The organism is Marinobacter sp. E2 (genome assembly GCF_055755345.1).
Window position 1 is genome coordinate 974,257 of sequence record NZ_CM146911.1, and the last position, 20,855, is coordinate 995,111.

General features: G+C 60.2%; 19 protein-coding genes. 14 read left to right on the plus strand and 5 right to left on the minus strand.

All coding sequences use genetic code 11. The annotated features are described in order from the left end of the window. Window positions 1–71: 71 nt before the first annotated feature. Window positions 72–398: a Grx4 family monothiol glutaredoxin gene (gene grxD / locus AC0J1C_RS04430; RefSeq protein WP_091991581.1), complete on the plus strand. Its 327-nt coding sequence runs from the start codon at window positions 72–74 to the stop codon at window positions 396–398. Between the two features lie 24 nt (window positions 399–422). Here the strand turns inward: grxD and AC0J1C_RS04435 are convergent, their stop codons facing one another. The 4 genes from AC0J1C_RS04435 to AC0J1C_RS04450 all read right to left on the minus strand — a co-directional run bounded on the left by AC0J1C_RS04435 (window position 423) and on the right by AC0J1C_RS04450 (window position 5,899). Continuing rightward, window positions 423–1,214, minus strand: coding sequence for a TonB family protein (locus AC0J1C_RS04435; protein WP_473045758.1), 792 nt, complete (start codon window positions 1,212–1,214; stop codon window positions 423–425). A gap of 3 nt (window positions 1,215–1,217) precedes the next feature. Beyond that, on the minus strand, window positions 1,218–3,431 hold the full coding sequence (locus AC0J1C_RS04440; protein WP_473045760.1) for a DUF1631 domain-containing protein: 2,214 nt from the start codon (window positions 3,429–3,431) through the stop codon (window positions 1,218–1,220). 291 nt (window positions 3,432–3,722) lie between these two features. After that, a complete protein-coding gene (locus AC0J1C_RS04445; protein ID WP_375193926.1) occupies window positions 3,723–5,006 on the minus strand; it encodes an HlyC/CorC family transporter in 1,284 nt (427 codons plus the stop codon). A gap of 86 nt (window positions 5,007–5,092) precedes the next feature. Continuing rightward, complete coding sequence (locus AC0J1C_RS04450) at window positions 5,093–5,899, minus strand: cytochrome C assembly family protein (protein WP_473045761.1); 807 nt, start codon at window positions 5,897–5,899, stop codon at window positions 5,093–5,095. Between the two features lie 181 nt (window positions 5,900–6,080). Here AC0J1C_RS04450 and ffh point away from each other — a divergent pair, with 181 nt between their 5' ends. The 13 genes from ffh (at window position 6,081) to ung (ending at window position 19,783) form a co-directional block, all read left to right on the plus strand. Further along, window positions 6,081–7,466: a signal recognition particle protein gene (gene ffh / locus AC0J1C_RS04455; protein WP_473045762.1), complete on the plus strand. Its 1,386-nt coding sequence runs from the start codon at window positions 6,081–6,083 to the stop codon at window positions 7,464–7,466. A gap of 163 nt (window positions 7,467–7,629) precedes the next feature. After that, window positions 7,630–7,869: a 30S ribosomal protein S16 gene (rpsP, locus tag AC0J1C_RS04460; protein WP_473045764.1), complete on the plus strand. Its 240-nt coding sequence runs from the start codon at window positions 7,630–7,632 to the stop codon at window positions 7,867–7,869. Window positions 7,870–7,897: 28 nt separating this feature from the next. Then, window positions 7,898–8,425, plus strand: a complete 528-nt coding sequence (gene rimM / locus AC0J1C_RS04465; protein ID WP_473045766.1) for a ribosome maturation factor RimM — start codon at window positions 7,898–7,900, stop codon at window positions 8,423–8,425. A gap of 36 nt (window positions 8,426–8,461) precedes the next feature. Continuing rightward, the gene (gene trmD / locus AC0J1C_RS04470; RefSeq protein WP_473046499.1) at window positions 8,462–9,187 is read left to right on the plus strand and encodes a tRNA (guanosine(37)-N1)-methyltransferase TrmD; all 726 of its coding nucleotides are present in this window, start codon (window positions 8,462–8,464) and stop codon (window positions 9,185–9,187) included. A 25-nt stretch (window positions 9,188–9,212) separates the two neighbouring features. Further along, a complete protein-coding gene (gene rplS / locus AC0J1C_RS04475; protein WP_473045767.1) occupies window positions 9,213–9,569 on the plus strand; it encodes a 50S ribosomal protein L19 in 357 nt (118 codons plus the stop codon). 108 nt (window positions 9,570–9,677) lie between these two features. Continuing rightward, window positions 9,678–10,580, plus strand: coding sequence for a site-specific tyrosine recombinase XerD (gene xerD / locus AC0J1C_RS04480; protein WP_473045768.1), 903 nt, complete (start codon window positions 9,678–9,680; stop codon window positions 10,578–10,580). Window positions 10,581–10,682: 102 nt separating this feature from the next. Next, the gene (locus AC0J1C_RS04485; protein WP_473045769.1) at window positions 10,683–11,414 is read left to right on the plus strand and encodes a DsbC family protein; all 732 of its coding nucleotides are present in this window, start codon (window positions 10,683–10,685) and stop codon (window positions 11,412–11,414) included. Window positions 11,415–11,545: 131 nt separating this feature from the next. Then, window positions 11,546–12,847, plus strand: coding sequence for a homoserine dehydrogenase (locus AC0J1C_RS04490; RefSeq protein WP_473045770.1), 1,302 nt, complete (start codon window positions 11,546–11,548; stop codon window positions 12,845–12,847). 11 nt (window positions 12,848–12,858) lie between these two features. Beyond that, complete coding sequence (gene thrC / locus AC0J1C_RS04495) at window positions 12,859–14,259, plus strand: threonine synthase (RefSeq protein WP_473045771.1); 1,401 nt, start codon at window positions 12,859–12,861, stop codon at window positions 14,257–14,259. Window positions 14,260–14,265: 6 nt separating this feature from the next. After that, window positions 14,266–15,999: a single-stranded-DNA-specific exonuclease RecJ gene (recJ, locus tag AC0J1C_RS04500; protein WP_473045772.1), complete on the plus strand. Its 1,734-nt coding sequence runs from the start codon at window positions 14,266–14,268 to the stop codon at window positions 15,997–15,999. Between the two features lie 363 nt (window positions 16,000–16,362). Continuing rightward, window positions 16,363–17,458, plus strand: a protein-coding gene (gene prfB, locus AC0J1C_RS04505; RefSeq protein ID WP_473045773.1) for a peptide chain release factor 2 whose coding sequence is annotated in 2 segments (ribosomal slippage) — window positions 16,363–16,434 and window positions 16,436–17,458 — 1,095 coding nt in all. Because the reading frame shifts where the segments join, the coding sequence is not laid out codon by codon here. Window positions 17,459–17,509: 51 nt separating this feature from the next. After that, complete coding sequence (gene lysS / locus AC0J1C_RS04510) at window positions 17,510–19,045, plus strand: lysine--tRNA ligase (protein WP_473045774.1); 1,536 nt, start codon at window positions 17,510–17,512, stop codon at window positions 19,043–19,045. Between the two features lie 3 nt (window positions 19,046–19,048). Continuing rightward, a complete protein-coding gene (ung, locus tag AC0J1C_RS04515; protein WP_473045776.1) occupies window positions 19,049–19,783 on the plus strand; it encodes a uracil-DNA glycosylase in 735 nt (244 codons plus the stop codon). 163 nt (window positions 19,784–19,946) lie between these two features. Here ung and AC0J1C_RS04520 read toward each other — a convergent pair whose 3' ends face one another. Then, window positions 19,947–20,780 carry an HDOD domain-containing protein gene (locus AC0J1C_RS04520; RefSeq protein ID WP_473046500.1) on the minus strand — a complete coding sequence of 278 codons (834 nt, stop codon included), beginning with the start codon at window positions 20,778–20,780 and terminating at the stop codon, window positions 19,947–19,949. Window positions 20,781–20,855: the final 75 nt, after the last annotated feature.

Below are 20,855 nucleotides of genomic sequence, written 5' to 3' on the forward strand. Positions count from 1 at the left end.
CGGCAGCCGTGTACAATGAGTGCCAAGTCAATTGCCGTGTGGCAAGAGTGTTCCAACAGAGGTAGACGTTCATGGACATCAATGAAACCATCAAAAGCCAGCTCGACGAGAACCCGATCATTCTGTACATGAAGGGCAGCCCCCAGGCGCCTCAGTGCGGCTTCTCGGCCAAGACCGTACAGGCCCTGATGGCCTGCGGCGAGCGGTTTGCGTTTGTAAACATCCTGGACAACCAGGAGCTCCGCGAGGCCCTGAAGGTTTATTCCAGCTGGCCGACCTATCCGCAGCTCTACATCAACGGTGAGCTGGTGGGTGGTTGCGATATCGTGCTGGAGATGTCGGAGAGTGGTGAACTGGCCAAGATGGTCAAGGCCGCTGCAAAGCAGGCGGAAGCCTGATCCCCGCCTTCGATAGGATGTGGGTCAAAGCCGCTTCGGGGTAAACAGCAGTTCTACTTCGAAGCGGTTTTCTCCGGGGCCCGCCCCCGGAGGTTCCGGATAGGGGCTGGCAGCGAGAGCCGCCCGATAGGCGGCGCTGTCTATGTTCGCCACTCCGGTTGATTTCACCACCCTGGCACGGGTCAGTGCCCCATTTCCCAGCAGTTGAAGTTCCACTTCCATAGCCACCGGCCCCGGCAACTGGCTGATGGCCGGTACCCGCATGTTCTCAAGCTCTCTGGCCAGATGCGTGGCGAGTTTAACCAGGTAGGGATCGGCCTCCGCCGGTGAGCGTGTAATCCGGGTCATCGGCTCAGGTTCCTGCGCGCTGTCGGCTGGGGCCTGGCTTCCGGCCCGGCTCGGGCTCGCGGTTTGCGAGCTGGTTGCGGGTGACGGGGATGAGCTGGTGTCCGGTTGCTGGACAGGCTCGGCAGGTGCGGGCGCTGGTTGCTCGGCGGGAGGGGGCGATCGCCGGGTATCGTTGGTGGTCACCACTTCGGGGCTCGGGACTGTTGTAATCTCCGGCTGCAGCTCGAACGGAGGAATTGGCGTGGCTTTTCGGTCGGTCGAGGGCTGACCACTGGCCTGCGGGCTGGACGGGCGTGAGCCCTCGGTGACCAATTCGACACTCAGGCTTTCCCTGTGCCGGTCCGGCTGGCTGACAAATGGCGTGGGCAGGCCCGAGAGAAGCAGGGTATGAGCCAGAAGCGCAAGCGATACGGCCAGGCCCAGCCGGTAGGCGGCCGGCAGGGCGCTTGTACTGCTCTGGTCAGGCATGTGTCAGGCTGTCTTGCTCCGCAGGCTGCCAACCACCGCGTCCAGTGCCCGGTCAATCAGCGCGCCCTGCTCCAGCAGGGTGAGCCTGCCCCGTCGCATTTCATGGGCCAGCTCGATGCGGGTTTTCTCGATCACCTTGAGCCCCATCCGGTTAACGAACACAAAGCAGTCGGCCTCTTCAATGATTGCCGAGAGTTTGCAGCGGAAGCTGGCGCCGTTGACCAGGCGGAATTCCACCCAGTTGCCTATTTCGATACCCTCGATCTGCGCAACATACTCGGATACCGCCGCGTCCTCGAGTTCCTGCTGCCTTTCAACGGCGGTCTGGTGCACTGCTGCCGTTTCCTCCGGTTCCGGATCCTGCGGAGAATCCTGTCGGGCTTCAATGGCGGCGTTGGTCCGGAAGGCTTCGGCCAGTTCATGCTTGAGCTGACCCATCATTTCGTCGAGGCGCGAGGAATTGTAGGAAACCTCTTCCAAGCCCGCGCGTAGCGCCTTCAGCAGACCGGGAACCACGCGTACCCACTGGTCCCTTTCTTCATCCTCCTGGTGGGGATGCAGACACCAGATCAGGTCATCGACCACCTTGACGGTGGCGTTCCAGCGATGCTCAACGTCGTCGCGCAGGTAGGCCAGGAACATAACGCGGCTCCAGCCATTCATGAGGATGTCGTGGATGGGCTGTGGCAGCTTGTAGCGTGACACCTTTTGCCTGAGCAGGTTATCGACGGTCTGCTGGGCGGCCTGGGATTTTATGCGGCCCCGCTCGGATTCCCGGGTTCGCTGTTCCACGAGGGACGCTTTGCGATTCTCCCGTTCAAGAAAACGTTCGAATTCTTGGTTCAGGGTTTCAAACAGCTCAATGTCCCCGTCGAATTCGTTGAGGATCCGCTGGACAATGTTGTGTATCTGGCCGTAGAGCTTGTCCTTGGCCTTCTCGTCACTGGTGCTCCAGCCAATACCGGCCCTGGCGAGCGAGTTGAGCAGCCGTCGGGCCGGGTGCGTCGCCTGGCTGAAGAAGCTCTTGTCGCGGATGACCACCTTCAGAATGGGGATCTGCAACCGGCTGATCAGTACCTGTACCGGTGCCGACAGGTTGTAGTCGTCGAGGATGAACTCGAACAGCATGGAGACCAGGTTGATCAGGTCCTCATCCACCTCGTTCAGTTCCGGCTTCCGGCCGTCACCGCGGTCTGCCTGCTGGGCAATCAATTGCCTGACCAGTTGCCGCAGGTCTACGGTCACGGGCTCGCCGTCACTGAGGTTCTGCTCGTTCTGCCGGGTCACCGACAAGGGCAGAGAGTTCAGTAGACTGGCCAGTTCCGAATCACCCACCACGCGCACGTTGGGGTTGGCCGAACGCGGCGGTATGCCGGCATTGGCGCGCTGAAGGGCTAGCATCTGGCGAATCTGTTCAAAAACGGCGCCACTTTGGCCCGATGCGACAGAGGACTCCCGGGTTTTGGTGTCCTCGTGGGCTCCACTGCCTTGTGCGTCCGGGCTGTTTTGCTGTTGCCCGGTCTTGCCGTGATACCGGAAGTTCGGAATGACGCCGGCCTGGATCAGAATGCGATTGGCTTCGTCCAGAAGCATGCCGAGGTTGGAGACCACGTAGCGATCAAACTGCTTGAGCAGGATCAGGCGTTCGCGGATCTGGATCTCAAGCGCCTGTATCGCCTCGGTAAATGCGCTGCACAGGTGTTCTGGCGCCATCGGGTTGACCGGAGACTCCTCGGTGGCCCCGGGATAGACCTGGCTGAAGCGGGTCTGAAGCTGCAGCAGTGGCCCCTGGAAATGCGCCTGTGCCTTGGTGATCATGGCATTCAGGGCTACCTGTTCTTCCAGGTCATCATTGCCAACGAGGGAGAGGGTATCGGCGCTGGCCTGCCGGCTGGCCGTTTCTTCGTGAAGTGGCCCGGTGTGCGGCGGATTGGCGAAATACTGCGCCACGGTATTCTGGAAATGCCGCTCCACGCCCTTGCGCTTGATGCGGATCTCGCGCATGGCCTCGAAGTAGCGGTTCTGTTCGTTGTTGCTTCGGGCGTTGTTGGCCAGTTCAAACAGCGAGTCGTCCACAGCGTCAAAGGCGCCCTGGAGCAAATCACCAAGTCCGGCGACAACCGTGTCCCGGATACGGGTAACCTCCGCCGGAACCGGTTTGTTGCTTCCCGCTTCCCTGTGTTCGCGGAGGTAATGTATGCCGGACTGCTTGTTCATGGCAGACTCCTGTTTACGCCTCAACCGGATACATGACCGAGCTGGTTTTCCCTGTCTTCTCGTTATTGTTTAAATTTACCGCATTTTCTCAAAAGTTAACATGACCAAACGCTAACCTGAGAGCAAATTCAAAAAGGACGGATGGTATCGATGCGCGGGCTTTAGCCGAAGCATCTCAGTGTTGTCCGGGCGCTGCTGCCGGTCAAGCGGGTGGTTAAATTTTGATCTTTCAACGGTGGCGTCCGCTATAACGGTAAGGTATATGGCGTGCGCTGACCGGGGTGAGGGGTGTCAGCCCAGCGACAGCGCCCGCTTCTTGCGTTTTTTGGGGTGCACGATGGCGGCTTTGACCACGTTGTCCTTGATCTGAAGTACCTCCACCCGGTGCCCGGATACCTTGAGGCAAACGTTGGTGTCCGGAATGTTCTCGAGAGTCTCGGTGATCAGCCCGTTGAGCGTTTTCGGGCCATCAGTCGGCAGTTTCCAGCCCAGGGTCTTGTTAATGGTTCGCACCGCAGCCGTGCCGTCGATGATAAAGGTGCCGTCGTCCTGGGGAATGATATCCGGGCTGGTAGCCGCGTAATCGGTGGTGAAGTCGCCCACGATTTCCTCAAGAATATCCTCCAGAGTGGCGAGCCCGAGCACATCGCCGTACTCGTCGACCACAATGCCGAAGCGGCGCCGGCCTTTCTGGAAGTTGATCAACTGGGTGTTGAGCGGGGTGCTTTCAGGTATGAAGTAGGGCTCCTGGCAGAGCTGCATGATCATCGCTTTGTTGATCTCTTCCTGCTGCAGCAGTTTGGAGGCGCTGCGCAGGTGCAGAATGCCCTGGATGCTGTTGATGTCGCCCTTGTACACGGGCAGCCGGGTGTGCTGACTGCTGCGCAGCTGTCGCAGGATGGTGTCGGTGTCGTCTTCCAGATCAATGCCGACCACCTCGTTGCGGGGCACCATGATGTCGTTCACCGTCACCTTTTCCAGATCCAGGATGCTGACCAGCATGTCCTTGTGTTTGGCTGGAATCAGTGCGCCCGCCTCGTTCACCAGGGTTCGAAGTTCTTCCCGGCTAAGGTGGTCGTTGGCGGCGTCAGTGGCTGAAACGCCCAGCACTTTCAGAATGCCCCCGGTGAACAGGTTTACCGCCCAGACAATCGGATACAGGATTTTGAGCAGTGGTCCGAGTACGTGGCTGGCGGGGAAGGCAATTTTTTCAGGGAACAGGGCGGCCAGGGTTTTCGGTGTTACTTCCGCGAAGATCAGGATGACAATCGTCAGCAGGACGGTTGCGATGGCAATGCCCGCATCGCCCCATACCCGAATGGCGATGACCGTGGCGATGGACGATGCCAGGATATTGACGAAATTGTTGCCAATCAGGATAACGCCGATCAGCTGATCGGTACGTTGCAGTAACCCCTGGGCCCGCTTGGCGCCTTTGTGGCCGGTTTTTGCCATGTGTTTCAGGCGGTACCGGTTCAGCGACATCATGCCGGTTTCGGAGCTGGAGAAGAACGCGGAGAAAAGAATCAGCCCAACGAGCAGGATAAACAGCGCGGTCAGCGATGTTTCGTTCAAAAGAGGTGTCCTTATATAACTGACAAGTAGCGAAAATAGGTGTTAGCGAAGCCTCGTGTCAAGCGGCTTGCCGTTGATAGGGAGGCTCAGCCGCCGCGGTGGAATACCAGTTCGAGAACAAACTTGCTGCCATAAAAGGCGAGCATCAGCAGCAGGCAGCCGGCCAGGGTCCAGCGGCTGGCGGTGATGCCACGCCAACCCCGGGTGTACCGGCCAATCAGCAAGGCGATGAAGACCATGAGCGAGAGGATCGAGAACACCGTCTTGTGAGCAAGATCCTGGGCAAACAGATCCTGGATGAACAGCGCACCGGTAACAATGGCAAGGATCAGCAGCACGACGCCGGCCCATACCATTTCGAACAGCAGGGATTCCATGGTCTGGAGCGGCGGCAGGTTGCGCACCAGCAGGCTGTTGTAGTTGTGCTTCAGTTGCCGATTCTGGACATAGAGCAGTACCGCCTGGATGGCGGCCAGGGAGAACAGGCTGTAGGCGGTTACGGAAAGTGCGACGTGTGACAGCATGCCGTAGCTCTGGTCAGATACCAGCCGGGAAGGGCCGTGGGCAACCAGCGCCAGAATAATGGTCAGGATGGCCAGAGGATAAACGCCAAGGAAGAGACTCTGAACCGGCTTCTTCAGGTTCAGGCCGAGTAGCAGAAGGACGATCAGCCAGGAAATGAGCATGGAGCTCTTGAAAAAGCTGAGGTCGAAGCCGCCCGACTGGTGCAGAGTCTGGCCAATCAGAAGGCCATGGCTGGTCAGTGCCAGCACTCCGATCAGGGTGGTAATTGCAAGATTGCTCTGGACCCGGCCCCGGAAATGGAGGGCTTTCAGCGCAGTACCCACGCTGTACAGAAAAAGAGAGGTGACCGCGAGAATCAGCGTTCCCATGACGTCCTTATTAACCACTGTTCTGACTGGGGATCGGCGCAGGTTTGAGCCGATGTGACCGGGCTGGTCGTTTCAGGGCGATAGTCTGGTTATAATGTCGCGATTATGCAACTGGAATCAAGGAGCCGGGCAGGCTCTGACGATCCGGGCACTCAATTTATCCGGGGTACGGAAGAGCAACATGTTTGAGAACCTCCAAGACCGACTTTCGGGCAGCCTGCGCAAGATTTCCGGCCAGGCCCGTCTTACCGATGACAACATCAAGGATACCCTCCGGGAGGTGCGCAAGGCGCTGCTCGAGGCGGATGTCGCGCTGCCGGTGGTGAAGGATTTCGTTGAAGGTGTCCGAACCCGTGCCATTGGTCAGGAAGTCCAGCGCAGCCTGACCCCGGGCCAGGTCTTTGTAAAAGTGGTCCAGCAGGAGCTGGAACGGGTCATGGGCGAGCGCAATGAGTCCCTGGCGCTGAATGTGCAGCCCCCCGCTGTGATCATGATGGCCGGTCTGCAGGGTGCCGGTAAGACCACCACCGTGGCCAAGCTCTCACGCTTCCTGAAGGAGCGTCAGAAAAAATCCGTGCTGGTGGTCAGTGCCGACGTATACCGCCCTGCGGCGATTCGGCAGTTGGAAACGCTGGCTGGAGAGGTTGGCGTCGAGTTTTTCCCGAGCACAACCGAGCAGGACCCGGTGGACATTGCCGAGGGCGCCATCGCGGCCGCCCGCAAGAAGCACATTGATGTGGTGATTCTGGACACCGCCGGTCGTCTGCACGTGGATGAGCAGATGATGGGGGAGATTGGCCGGCTTCACAAAGCGGTCAAGCCGGTCGAAACCCTGTTTGTTGTGGACGCAATGACCGGCCAGGACGCAGCCAACACCGCCAAGGCATTCAACGACGCGCTGCCCCTGACCGGTGTGGTGCTCACCAAGACCGACGGCGACTCCCGTGGTGGTGCGGCATTGTCCGTTCGGCACATCACCGGCAAGCCCATCAAGTTTCTGGGTGTTGGCGAAAAGTCCGATGCGCTGGAGCCGTTCCATCCCGATCGGGTGGCCTCCAGGATTCTCGGTATGGGGGATGTGCTCTCCCTTATAGAGGAAGCCGAGCGCAAGCTGGACCAGAAGAAGGCGCAGAAGCTCACCAAGAAGATCAAAAAAGGTAAGGGTTTTGATCTGGAAGACTTCCGGGACCAGCTGCAGCAGATGAAAAACATGGGTGGCATCGGCGGCCTGCTCGACAAGCTGCCCGGCATGGGTCAGATGGCACAGATGGCCCAGCAACAGGTCAACGACAAGTCCATGGGTCAGATGGAGGCCATCATCTGCTCCATGACACCGAAAGAACGGCGCTACCCCGATGTGATCAACAATTCACGCAAGCGACGCATTGCTGCTGGCTCGGGCACCCAGATCCAGGATGTGAACCGTCTGCTCAAGCAGCACAAGCAGATGCAGAAGATGATGAAAAAGTTTGGCAAGAAGGGCGGAATGGCGAATATGATGCGCGGCATGGGAGGCATGATGCCCCCGGGTGGCGGCGGTGGAATGCCGCCCTTCGGTCGTATGTAAAAAGCCTTACGCAGAAAACGCGCAATCCACCGGTTTTGCTGTTTTCTTTGGCGTTTTTTTAGCATAGAATAGCGCCCCTTTCGAGTATGGGTCTTCACGCCGGCCGCAAGTTCGTCGGCGTGAATCGTACAAAGTTCGTACAACAGAACAGGATATTGGTTAAATGGTAACAATCCGTTTGGCTCGTGGCGGTTCCAAGAAGCGCCCGTTCTACCATCTGACAGTCACTGACAGCCGCAAATCACGCGACGGTCGTTTCATCGAGCGTGTTGGTTTCTTCAACCCGATCGCCCGTGGTCAGGAAGAGCGTCTGCGTGTGGATCGTGAGCGCGTTGATTTCTGGCTGGGCCAGGGTGCACAGACCAGCGAGCGCGTTGCTCAGCTGCTGAAGGCGGCCCAGTAAGTTCAGCTGTAGCGCCGGGGTTCGTGGCATGACACAGACTTCGCAGGAAACTGTGATCGGCCGGATAACCTCGGTGTTTGGGGTCAAGGGGTGGCTCAAGGTTTACTCCTATACCGATCCCAAGGAAGGAATACTCGAGTATCCGCACTGGATCCTTGATCTGGACGGAAAGCGTATTCCGGCCAAGCTTGAGGAAGGTCGCCGCCAGGGGCAGGGGATCGTTGTCAGGCTGAAAGGTATTGATGATCGGGACCTTGCGCGCACCTATTGTGGCGCAGAAATCCGGGTTTCAACGGCTGAGCTGCCGGAGCTCCCCGAGGGGGAGTATTACTGGTTTCAGCTTGAGGGCCTTGAGGTCGTTACGGCTGACGGTGAGTGCCTTGGTGAAGTGCACCACCTCATGGAAACCGGATCCAACGATGTGTTGGTGGTAAAGGCAAACGCGGGTTCCATTGACCAGCGTGAACGCCTGATTCCCTACCTCCCGGACCAGGTGGTTCAGGGTGTGGACCTGGCGGCGAAGCGCATGGTCGTCGACTGGGATCCGGAGTTCTGACGGGTGTGGATTGGCGCGGTCAGTCTGTTCCCGGACATGTTCAGTGCGGTAACGGATTTCGGTATCACCGGTAGGGCTGTTCGGGACGGTCTCCTGGATTTCCAGTGCTGGAACCCGAGGGATTTCACCCACGACCGGCACCGCACAGTGGACGACAGGCCTTATGGTGGCGGCCCCGGGATGCTGATGAAAATTCAGCCCCTGAGAGACGCCATCCATGCAGCCCGAAAGTCGGCACCGGCAAAGCCCTGCGTGGTTTACCTGTCGCCCCAGGGTGAAACCCTGAACCAGTCGCTGGTCGAGTCGTTGGCGGCCGAGCAGCAGCTGATTCTGGTGGCAGGTCGGTATGAAGGCGTTGATGAGCGCCTGATCACCGCGGAAGTCGACCGGGAAGTGTCGCTGGGAGATTTTGTACTTTCCGGTGGCGAATTGGCGGCCATGGCCGTCATCGACGCGGTAACACGCCTCATCCCCGGAGCGCTGGGTCATGCGCAGTCGGCAGAGCAGGATTCGTTCGCCGACGGTTTGCTGGATTGTCCGCACTACACCCGGCCCGAGGTTTATGAAGGTCAGGCGGTGCCGGATGTTTTATTGGGCGGTCACCATGATCAGATCCGGCGTTGGCGACTGAAGCAGTCGCTGAGGCGAACCCGGGAGCGACGCCCCGACCTGCTGGAAAAGCGGGTGTTTACGGACGAAGAGCGTGCGCTGCTGGATGAGATTTTGAACGAACCGGGTGCCTCTGAATGGTCAGGGCATTAACAGATTGGGTATCAGGAGCATTACGATGAGCGGCAAGAACAACATCATCAGTCAAATTGAAGCAGAACAGATGACCAAGGAAATCCCTGCCTTTGCGCCGGGTGACACCGTGGTCGTTCAGGTTCGCGTGACCGAAGGTAACCGTGAGCGTCTGCAGGCGTTCGAAGGTGTGGTCATCGGCAAGCGCAACCGCGGCATGAACTCTTCTTTCACCGTGCGTAAAATTTCCTACGGTGTTGGCGTTGAGCGTACTTTCCAGACCTACTCCAAGCTGATCGACAGCGTCAGCGTGAAGCGTCGTGGCGATGTGCGCCAGGCCAAGCTTTACTACCTGCGTGATCTGTCTGGTAAGGCAGCTCGCATCAAGGAAAAGCTGGGCTGAGCAGCCACGCGCTGAACAGTACGAAGAAAAAGGCAGCCCAGGGCTGCCTTTTTTGTGTTCAGGCCTCTGGTAATCTGCTCCGACTGTCGAAAAAAGGACGAACGCAGCGTGCCTCTGGACGATGAATCCCTGATCAGTCAGTTTGTTGATGCTCTCTGGCTTGAAGATGGCCTGGGTGAGAAGACCCGTCAGGCCTACGCCAGTGACCTGCGCCGGTTGGCTCAGTGGGTGGCAGATCAGCCCGGCAGTGCGGGGCTGGTGAGTGTCCGGAGGGTCGATCTGCTGGCCTGGATGTCCAGTGGCCTTGCCGAGGGTGTCAAGACGTCAACGGCGGCCCGGCGGCTCTCCGGTCTTCGCCGGTTTTACCGCTACCTGCTGCGCGAAGGGATCGTTGCCGAGGATCCCACGTTGCAGATCGACAGCCCCAGGCTGCCCCGGCGTCTGCCGGATTCCCTGACCGAGGAAGAGGTGGATTCGCTACTGGCCGAACCTGACCCCGAGCTTCCGATCGAACTCAGGGACAAGGCCATGCTGGAAATCCTCTACGGGTGTGGTCTGCGGGTCTCGGAGCTCACCGGCCTGAGGGTTGATCAGGTCAACCTGCGCCAGGGTGTGGTCCGGATTACCGGGAAGGGCGGCAAGGAGCGGCTGGTACCTCTGGGAGAGGAGGCGGTGGACTGGCTGGTTCGCTATATGAAGGAGGCGCGCCCCGAGCTCCTCAAAGGGCAGCCCTGTGACGCGCTTTTCCCGGGCAATCGCGCTGCCGCGATGACGCGCCAGACCTTCTGGTATCGGATACGGCATTACGCAATGCGGGTCGGGATTCGCAAGCATCTGTCTCCACACACGCTCAGGCACGCCTTCGCCACGCACTTGCTGAACCACGGCGCGGATCTTCGGGTTGTGCAGATGCTGTTGGGGCATTCGGACCTGTCAACCACGCAGATATACACCCACGTGGCGCGCCAGCGATTGCAGGCGCTGCATCAGGCCCATCATCCCCGCGGCTGAGTGAACTTTGGCAAACTCTGCGTGTCGCATTGATTTGGTCCCCGGCCTGTGTCATTACTGCCGGGTTTGAAGAGCTCTCTGAAAAAAGGTACGTCTGCCAACATGAATATCAAACCCTTTGTTGTCGTGCTCGGTCTGGTTGCCGGACTGTTCTCCTCCGCCGTCGTCAGTGCCGGTGAAATTGAGGACAGGATTGCCGAGCGGTTGAGTAAAGCGGTGCCAGGCCTTCAGGTAACTTCGGTTCGCGAATCCGAAGCCAGCGGCCTCTACGAGGTGCAAAGCAATAACGGTGAAACCATCTATACCACCGCCGATGGCCAGTACCTGATGACCGGCGATCTCCTGAAAATCACCGACCAGGGCATCGCCAACGTAACCGAGGCCGGCCGTGCCGAAGCCCGTCGCGCCACCATGGCCGAGTTTGGTGACGAGGGCGCCATTACCTTTGCGGCCGAGAACGAAAAGGCCGTTGTGGATGTGTTCACTGACATTGATTGTCCTTACTGCAGAAAACTGCACGACGAGGTGGCGCAGCTGAACGAATATGGCATCACCGTGAATTACTACGCATTCCCCCGTTCAGGTCCTGGTACTCCGTCGTTCACCAAGTATGTGTCCGTGTGGTGTGCCGATGACCAGCAGGCCGCCATGAATGCCGCAAAGGCCGGACGGACCGTGGAGCAGGCGAGCTGCGACAACCCGGTGGAGGCCCAGTATCGCCTCGGCGGGAAGGTCGGTGTAACAGGCACGCCGGCGATTGTCCTGGAGGACGGCACCATGGTTCGGGGCTATGTTCCGGCAGCACGCCTGGCCGAGGGTCTCGGACTGCTCTAAGGCGTGTTCCGGGGGAGATGGCTGCGGTCTTGGGCAGACCGTGATTCAGGGCTTATTCACCGCCGCCTGAATCGGTATACTAGCCCCTCATTATCATTCATCAGCACCCCTTCGGGATCAGAGGTGAGAGTTTGAAAGACGTCAGTGTCGGAATCTGCGGACTGGGAACCGTCGGCGGCGGTACCTTCAATGTCTTGACCCGCAACGCCAGGCTTATTGCCGGTCGGGCAGGCTGCAACATCCGGATTACCCGGATTGCCAGTCGCCGGGCGCGCGAGGACATGGACCTTGGGGACGTGCCCTTCAGTACCGACATCTATGACGTGGTCAACGACCCCGAAGTGGATATCGTGGTTGAGCTGATCGGCGGCTACGACGCTGCCCGGGAGCTGGTGCTTGCTGCCATCCGCAATGGCAAGCACGTGGTCACGGCCAACAAGGCGCTGATCGCCGTGCACGGTAACGAGATTTTTGAAGCGGCTCAGAAAGCCGGCGTCGTGGTGGCCTACGAGGCTGGCGTTGCCGGTGGTATCCCGGTGATCAAGGCGGTGCGCGAAGGCATGGCCGCCAACCGAATTGACTGGATCGCCGGCATCATCAACGGCACCGGTAATTACATCCTGACTGAAATGCGCGCCGGTCGTGAATTCTCGGAAGTACTGAAAGAGGCCCAGGATCTGGGTTACGCCGAGGCCGATCCGACCTTCGACGTGGAAGGTATCGATGCCGCCCACAAGCTCACCATCCTGGCCTCGGCCGGCTTTGGTGTGCCGCTTCAGTTTGAAAAAGGTTTCACCGAGGGTATCTCCAAGATCACCCCCTACGATATTTCCCACGCCGAGTTGCTGGGTTATCGCATCAAGCACCTGGGTATTGCCCGTCGCCGGGACGACGGCATTGAGCTGCGGGTGCACCCGACCCTGGTACCCCAGAGCCATCTGATTGCCCAGGTAGACGGTGTGCTTAACGCGGTACTTGTGGACGGTGACGCGGTCGGCCAGACCATGTACTACGGTCCGGGTGCCGGGGATGAAGCCACTGCCTCAGCGGTCATTGCCGACATCGTAGACGTGGCCCGTGCCGTGGCCACTGAGAGCAGCCAGCGCGTGCCCTACCTGGGCTTTGCGCCGGACGCCATCGAGAATCTGGATGTCCTGTCCATGGAGGATATCCAGTCCGCCTACTACCTGCGCATTACCGCGCTGGATCGCCCGGGTGTGCTGGCCAAAATTGCTTCCATCCTGAGCGAGCACGGCATCAACATCGAGTCGATCATGCAGAAAGAGTCCGAGGTGAAGGACGGGCGCATTCCGGTGATTATCCTGACCCATACGGTTCAGGAGCGTCAGATCAACCGGGCGATCGAGGAGCTTGAGGCCCTGTCTGACACCGACGGCCACGTTGTTCGCATTCGCGCTGAAAACTTCAACTGACAGGTAAGCACGTGAGATACATCAGTACGCGGGGCGAAGCCCCCGCCCTGGGCTTTGAAGACGTATTGCTGACCGGCCTTGCCACCGATGGCGGCCTCTACGTACCCGAGTCCCTCCCGCATTTCAGCCTGGAGGAGATTCGCAGCTGGCGCGGACTGTCCTACAGTGAGCTGGCCTTCAACGTCATGCATCCGTTTGTGGACGACGCCATCCCTGCGGCCGATTTCCGCAAGATGCTGGACGAGACCTACGCAGTGTTCGCCCACAAGGCGGTCGCCCCGCTGGTGCAGCTGGACACCAACGAGTGGGTGATGGAGCTGTTCCGGGGTCCGACCCTGGCGTTCAAGGACTTCGCGCTGCAACTGCTGGGTCGCCTGCTCGATTACGTGCTGGAGAAGCGCAAGCAGCACGTGGTGATCATGGGGGCCACCTCCGGCGACACCGGTTCCGCCGCCATTGAGGGCTGTCGCCGCTGCGAGCACGTGGACATCTTCATCCTGCACCCGTACCAGCGGGTCTCCGAGGTGCAGCGCCGGCAGATGACCACCGTACAGGGTGACAACATCCACAACATCGCTGTGCGGGGTAATTTCGACGACTGCCAGCGCATGGTAAAGGAAAGCTTCGGCAACCAGTCGTTCCTGGGCGGTAAGACCCAGCTGGCTGCGGTGAATTCCATCAACTGGGCTCGCATCATGGCCCAGATTGTTTACTACTTCCACGCGTCCCTGGCCCTTGGTGGTCCGGATCGCAGCATGGCGTTCTCGGTGCCCACCGGTAACTTCGGAGACATTTTTGCCGGCTACCTGGCCAAGAAGATGGGCCTGCCGATCTCCCAGCTGGTGATCGCCACCAACCGCAACGACATCCTGCACCGGTTCATGAGCGGCAACAAATACGAGCAGCACCAGCTTGAGCACACGCTCTCGCCGAGCATGGACATCATGGTGTCCAGCAACTTCGAGCGCCTGCTGTTCGACCTGCACGGTCGTGATGGCCTCGCGGTGAAGACGCTGCTCGAGAACGCAGCGAAAGGCCCGGTGAGCATCGAGGACTACCGCTGGAAGCATGCGCGCAAGTTGTTCGACAGTGACGCCGTGGACGACAAGACCACCTGCGACACCATTCGCGAAGTCTACGAGCAGAACGAATACCTGCTGGATCCGCACACCGCCATTGGCGTTCGGGCTGCCAGAACCTGTCGCCGCGATCCGGCAGTGCCGATGATCACCCTGGGCACCGCCCATCCGGCCAAGTTCCCGGATGCCGTGGCTGAGTCCGGCGTTAGCGTCGAGCCGCCACTGCCGGCGCACATGGCCGATCTGTTCGAGCGGGAAGAGCGCTACACGGTGCTGGACAACAACATCGCGGGTGTTCAGGAGTTCATTGCCAAGCACTGGAAAAACGCCTGATCGGGTATGACACCGAAAAAGATCCTGCGTCGCTCCCAGCCCGACACCCATGTGGGTTGGGGGCAAAACCTGCCTCCTTTGCTGCGCCGTCTTTACGCCGCCCGCGGCGTCACCTCCGATGAACAGCTGAGTTATACCCTCAAGCACCTGGCCTCGCCCATGTCGCTTCGCGGCATCGACCGAGCCGTGGAGCTCCTTGCCTATGCCATCGCACGACAGCAGCGCGTCCTGGTGCTGGGGGATTTCGACGCCGACGGCGCCACCAGCACTGCCGTGGCGATGCTTGGTCTCTCCATGCTGGGCCTGCAGAGTATCGATTTCCGGGTGCCTAGCCGGTTTGCCGATGGCTACGGGCTCACGCCTGGGATCATCGATCGCCTGCGCGACGAGGGTCAGCTTCCCGATCTGATGGTTACTGTGGATAACGGCATATCCGCCGTAGAGGGCGTCCGGGCAGCAAAGGAGCTGGGCGTGAGAGTTGTGGTAACCGATCATCACCTCGCCGGTGACGAATTGCCCGATGCCGACGCCATCGTCAACCCCAACCAGCCCGGTTGTCCGTTCCTCAGCAAGAACGCCGCCGGCGTGGGCGTGATGTTCTATGTGCTTACCGCCCTGCGCAAACACCTCCGGGAAACCGGTCGATTGCCTGATCCGGAGCCCAACCTGGGTAGCCTGCTGGACCTGGTCGCCCTGGGCACCGTAGCCGATGTGGTGCCGCTCGATCACAACAACCGGATTTTCGTGGAGCAGGGCCTGCGCCGAATCCGACAGGGCGAAGCCCGCCCCGGCATTCTGGCCCTGCTGGAAGTGGCCGGCCGGGATCACACCGCGATCAGCTCCACGGATCTCGGTTTCGTGGTTGGCCCCCGCTTGAACGCCGCCGGCCGTCTGGATGACATGAGCATCGGGATTGCCTGCCTGCTGGCCGACAGCCCGGATGAAGCCCGACGACTGGCCCGTGAACTGGACACCTTCAATCGCGAACGCCGGACCATCGAGAAGGACATGAAAGCCCAGGCCCAGGACCTGCTGGCCTCGATGTCGCTGGATATTGAAGGTCTGCCGTGGGGGCTGGCCCTGTTCGACCCCGACTGGCACCAGGGGGTGATCGGCATTCTCGCGGCACGGATTCGTGAGCAGACCCACCGGCCCACCATTGCCTTCGCCCCGGACGACAACGGCGAGGACATCAAGGGCTCGGCCCGGTCCGTCCCCGGCCTGCACATCCGCGACGTACTGGCGGTGGTGGATGCCCGGCATCCGGGCATGCTGAAGAAATTTGGCGGCCACGCCATGGCCGCCGGCATGACCCTGGCCAAATCCGACCTGGACGCCTTCTCCGAGGCCTTCGACCGGGCCGTGCGCGACACCGCCTCCGCCGAAGACCTGGAAGCGGCCATCACCACCGACGGCCCCCTGGCCCTGGACGAGCTGTGTCTGGGCACCGCCGCACTGCTCAAGCGCGCCGGGCCTTGGGGTCAGCATTTCCCGGAACCGTTGTTCGACGGCGAATTCCGGGTGGTGAGCCAGCGGATTGTTGGCGAGAACCACCTGAAACTGGTGCTGCAGCCGGTGGAAGGCGGCGGCATCATCGATGGCATCGCCTTCAACACCGGCCCGGAAGTGCCGGACTACACCCGCACCGGGGCCCGGGTGGTGTACAAGCCGGACGCCAATACCTTCCGGGGGCGGACCAATCTGCAGTTGCTGGTGGATTACCTCGAACCGCTTTCCTGATCCATTGAGTTTGCGGGCCCTGAGGGCTGGCCGCGAGCCGGGGTGCTTTTTCTTCTGGGAAAAGAACTCGCTGCGCTCAGACACCTTTTCCCGGCAGAAAAAGCACCCCGGCCCCCGGCCGATCAGACTCTCAGGCAAGCTCAAATGTTTGGGCGGGAGGCAGGCAGGGCTTTCCGGGAGTGTCGAAAACAGGGATGTTTTCGTCAAGCGTACAGGGACGTATTCACCGCGTCTCCCGGAAAGCCCTGCCTGCCTCCCGCTTGCACCGAAGTTGCGGTCAACCACGGCTGATTTACAAACCAATTTCGGGTAGAATCCGCCCTCTGTTTTTACTCTCCATTTTCAAGAGCGAGTAAGGGTTTCATGGAAATTAATCCCATTGTGACGAAGATTAAAGAGCTTCGTGAGCGCACTGAAGCGCTCAGGGGGTATCTTTGACTACGATCAGCGTAGTGAACGACTGACCGAAGTTGAGCGAGAGCTGGAACAGCCCAGCGTCTGGGACGACCCGGAGCGGGCGCAGGCGCTCGGCAAAGAGCGCGCCGATCTTGAACTGATCGTCAAGACCATCGACACCCTCACCTCTGGCCTGGAAGACGCCGAAGGCCTGCTGGACATCGCCGCCGAGGAAGAGGACGAGGGCACCGTTGCCGAGATCGAGGCCGACCTTGATGGTCTGGACCAGCAACTGGAGAAGCTCGAATTCCGCCGAATGTTCTCCGGTGAGATGGACGCCAACAACGCTTACCTGGACATCCAGGCCGGCTCCGGCGGTACCGAGGCCCAGGACTGGGCCAACATGCTGCTGCGCATGTACCTGCGCTGGGCCGAGCGCAGGGGTTTCAAGGCCGAGATTGTCGAGCTGATGGAAGGCGAGGTAGCCGGTATCAAGAGTGCCACCATCCATATCCAGGGCGACTACGCCTACGGCTGGCTGCGCACCGAAACCGGCGTGCACCGGCTGGTGCGCAAGTCGCCGTTCGATTCCGGCAACCGTCGCCACACCTCCTTTTCGTCGGTGTTCGTATCGCCCGAGGTGGATGACAGCTTCGAGATCGAGATCAACCCTGCGGACCTGCGCGTGGACGTTTACCGGGCCTCTGGCGCCGGTGGTCAGCACGTTAACCGGACCGAATCGGCGGTGCGTCTGACCCACAACCCTACCGGCATTGTCGTGGCCTGTCAGGCTGGCCGAAGCCAGCACCAGAACAAGGACCAGGCCATGAAACAGCTGAAGGCCAAACTGTTCGAGCGCGAGATGCAGGAGCGCAACGCCGAGAAGCAGAAGGCCGAGGACGCCAAGGCCGACATCGGCTGGGGCAGTCAGATCCGTTCCTACGTTCTGGATGACAGCCGTATCAAGGACCTGCGCACCAAGGTCGAAACCAGCAACACCCAGTCGGTGCTGGACGGTGATATCGACAAATTCATCGAAGCCAGCCTGAAGATGGCGCTGTAACCAGCGCCTTTGCACGCTAACCCGGACAACCCCGATTCCTAGTGAGCCAACATGACCGAACAAACTCAGAATGCCGCACAGCATGAGGACAACAAGCTGATTGCCGAGCGCCGCGCCAAACTTTCGGAGATGCGCGAGCAGGGCAATGCCTTCCCCAACGACTTCCGTCGTGATGCCACCGCTGCCGAACTGCAGGCGAAATACGGTGACAAAACCAAGGAAGAGCTGGAGTCCCTGGGCATCAAGGTAGCCATTGCCGGCCGCATGATGCTCGACCGCAAGGCGTTCAAGGTGGTTCAGGACATGACCGGCCGAATCCAGATCTACGCCTCCAAGGACGTCCAGAAAGACACCAAGCACTGGGACCTGGGTGACATAATCGGCGTGCGCGGTACCCTGTCCAAATCCGGCAAGGGTGATCTGTACGTGACCATGGACGAGTACGTGCTGCTCACCAAGTCACTGAGGCCGTTGCCGGAGAAGCACAAGGGTTTGACCGACACCGAGGCCCGGTACCGGCACCGTTACGTGGACCTGATGGTCAACGAAGACAGCCGCCGGGTGTTCTACGCCCGCTCCAAGATCATCAACACCATGCGCCAGTATTTCACCGAGCGTGACTTCATGGAGGTAGAGACCCCCATGCTCCAGGTGATCCCCGGTGGCGCCACCGCCCGGCCGTTCGTGACCCACCACAATGCCCTGGGCATCGACATGTACCTGCGTATTGCGCCGGAGCTGTTCCTCAAGCGCCTGGTGGTGGGCGGCTTCGAGCGGGTGTTCGAGATTAACCGCAACTTCCGTAACGAAGGCCTGTCTACCCGGCACAATCCCGAGTTCACCATGGTCGAGTTCTACCAGGCTTACGCCGACTACAACGACCTGATGGATCTCACCGAGGACATGCTGCGCACCATTACCGAAAAGGTACTTGGCACCACCACCGTGGTGAACACCCGCACCCTGGCCGATGGCACGGAAGAGACCATCGAGTACGATTTCGGAAAGCCCTTCGAGCGACTGACCGTGGTTGACGCCATCCTGCGCTACAACCCGGACATCAAGGCCGAACAGCTGGCCGACGATGCCAGCGCCCGCCAGGTAGCCAAGGATCTCGGCATCCACCTGAAAGACGGCTGGGGCCTGGGCAAGGTCCAGATCGAGATCTTCGAGGCGACCGCCGAGCACCGCCTGATGCAGCCGACGTTCATCACCGAGTACCCGAAAGAAGTGTCGCCCCTGGCACGTTGCAAGGACAGCAACCCGTTCGTGACGGAACGCTTTGAATTCTTCGTGGGTGGCCGCGAGATCGCCAACGGCTTCTCCGAGCTCAACGACGCCGAAGACCAGGCCGAGCGCTTCCAGGCCCAGGTGGCCGAGAAAGACGCTGGAGACGATGAGGCCATGTTCTACGACGAAGATTACGTGATGGCCCTGGAATACGGCCTGCCGCCCACCGCTGGCGAAGGCATCGGCATCGACCGCCTGGCCATGCTGCTGACCGATTCCCCGTCCATTCGCGACGTCATCCTGTTTCCGGCCATGCGCCCCGAGCACAAGGCCGAGCCGCGCAAAGACGAGGAATAAGCCATGAGCCCGGTTGAGGTACTGGCCAGCCAGCTCAGGCCCGACCGGGGCTGGAAAGAACACCTCGCAGACGAGTTCCGCCAGCCCTACATGCAGGGCCTGGCGGACTTTCTGGCCGCCGAGGAACAGGCTGGCAAAGTCCTGTTCCCTGCCAGTCAGCATTGCTTTAACGCCTTGAACAGCACCCCGCTGGACAAAGTACGAGTGGTCATTCTCGGCCAGGACCCCTACCACGGCCCCGGCCAGGCCCACGGCCTGTGCTTCTCCGTGCGGCCGAACGTGGCCACCCCGCCGTCACTGGTCAACATCTTCAAGGAAATCCAGGACGACCTGGGCATAACGCCCCCCGACCACGGTTGCCTGCAACCCTGGGCCGAACAGGGCGTGCTCCTCCTTAACAGCGTTCTCACCGTCGTCCAGGGCCAGGCCGGCGCCCACCAGGGCAAAGGCTGGGAAACCTTCACCGACAAAGTCATCGAAACCGTCAACCGGGAGCGCGAGGGCGTGGTCTTCCTGCTCTGGGGCAGCTACGCCAAAAAGAAAGGCCAGCACATCGACCGCCGCAAACACCTGGTCCTTGATGGCCCGCACCCGTCACCGCTGAGCGCCTACCGGGGCTTCTTCGGTTGCAAGCACTTCTCAAAGGCGAACGACTGGTTGCAACAGCAAGGCAAGCCCACGGTAAACTGGGCGCTGCCAAGCAAAGCTGAGCTCATCGAGAGATACAAGAAGCGCTGAAAGGGTAGGTAAGAAGTGCCCTTCCGATGTTCGGTCGGTGTGGGGGCGGTGAGTCTTTCCCGACAGGAAAAGGTGTCTGAGCGCAGCGAGTTCTTTTCCCGAGGGAAAGACTCACCGCCCCCCGCCAGCCACCAAAAAGCGAGGGGGCAAGAAGAGCCGGGTATTACTGAAGCAGCGCCATAGCCGCTTCCATCTGGGCGTTCAGATCCTCTTCCTCGCTCATGTCGATATTCGGATCCAGCCCCAGCCGATCAAACGCCGAAATGGTGCTCCAGTCCATTTCCGTCCACGGATGGTCCGAGCCTGCGACCAGTTGCAGATTGGCCACCATCACCAGATCCGCGTAATCGGCCGCTGGCACCTGCCGCTGGAAGTTGGCGTACTCCAGAGGCACGTTCTGAAGCTCCTTCGGGAAATCCCATTTCTTGAGAATGGTCGCGCCAATCTTCGGATGCAGCTCGTCGACCACGTTATCCAGCATGATGCTGCTGATCTGGATGTCCTGGTCTTCCACGTAGCGCAGGATCGGCAACACCCCGATCAGGTGCACCAGGCCCGCCAGTGTTGCCTGGTCTGGTTTGAGCTTGGTGTAGTGCTGGGCCAGCACGTGGCACACGCCGGCCACTTCCGTGCTGGTCTGCCAGGTGGCGCGCATGCGCTTGTCGATCATGTCCGACGTGGCCTGGAACATCTGCTCCATGGCCAGGCCCATGGCCAGGTTGCTGGTGTAGGCCATGCCCAGGCGACTCACCGCCATGTTCAGGTTCTCGATGGCCCGGCTGCCACGGAACAGGGGACTGTTGGTCACCCGGATGATGCGCGCTGACAGCGCGGTATCGTTACTGATCACCTTCACCAGATCAGCAATCGAAGAGTCATCAGACTGGGCAATGTCCCTTACCTGCAGGGCCACTTCCGGAAGGGTGGGCAGCACCAGCTTATCGGCTTCGATGGCGGCGGTGAGATCGGCTTTGATGGTTTCGACAATATTCGACATGGTCACTTGGGGTCCGCGTTTGGGTTCCGTGCAATGGCCGGATTGCGGCGGCCATTCGCCCGATAATCAAATATG

Excerpts from the sequence above, each read along its gene's own strand:
- ffh (WP_473045762.1), top strand. The coding sequence starts at position 6,081 with ATGTTTGAGAACCTCCAAGACCGACTTTCGGGCAGCCTGCGCAAGATT.
- AC0J1C_RS04450 (WP_473045761.1), bottom strand. The coding sequence starts at position 5,899 with ATGGGAACGCTGATTCTCGCGGTCACCTCTCTTTTTCTGTACAGCGTG.
- rplS (WP_473045767.1), top strand. The coding sequence starts at position 9,213 with ATGAGCGGCAAGAACAACATCATCAGTCAAATTGAAGCAGAACAGATG.
- AC0J1C_RS04440 (WP_473045760.1), bottom strand. The coding sequence starts at position 3,431 with ATGAACAAGCAGTCCGGCATACATTACCTCCGCGAACACAGGGAAGCG.
- ung (WP_473045776.1), top strand. The coding sequence starts at position 19,049 with ATGAGCCCGGTTGAGGTACTGGCCAGCCAGCTCAGGCCCGACCGGGGC.
- AC0J1C_RS04485 (WP_473045769.1), top strand. The coding sequence starts at position 10,683 with ATGAATATCAAACCCTTTGTTGTCGTGCTCGGTCTGGTTGCCGGACTG.
- lysS (WP_473045774.1), top strand. The coding sequence starts at position 17,510 with ATGACCGAACAAACTCAGAATGCCGCACAGCATGAGGACAACAAGCTG.
- rpsP (WP_473045764.1), top strand. The coding sequence starts at position 7,630 with ATGGTAACAATCCGTTTGGCTCGTGGCGGTTCCAAGAAGCGCCCGTTC.
- AC0J1C_RS04435 (WP_473045758.1), bottom strand. The coding sequence starts at position 1,214 with ATGCCTGACCAGAGCAGTACAAGCGCCCTGCCGGCCGCCTACCGGCTG.
- trmD (WP_473046499.1), top strand. The coding sequence starts at position 8,462 with ATGTTCAGTGCGGTAACGGATTTCGGTATCACCGGTAGGGCTGTTCGG.
- AC0J1C_RS04520 (WP_473046500.1), bottom strand. The coding sequence starts at position 20,780 with ATGTCGAATATTGTCGAAACCATCAAAGCCGATCTCACCGCCGCCATC.
- grxD (WP_091991581.1), top strand. The coding sequence starts at position 72 with ATGGACATCAATGAAACCATCAAAAGCCAGCTCGACGAGAACCCGATC.
- rimM (WP_473045766.1), top strand. The coding sequence starts at position 7,898 with ATGACACAGACTTCGCAGGAAACTGTGATCGGCCGGATAACCTCGGTG.
- recJ (WP_473045772.1), top strand. The coding sequence starts at position 14,266 with ATGACACCGAAAAAGATCCTGCGTCGCTCCCAGCCCGACACCCATGTG.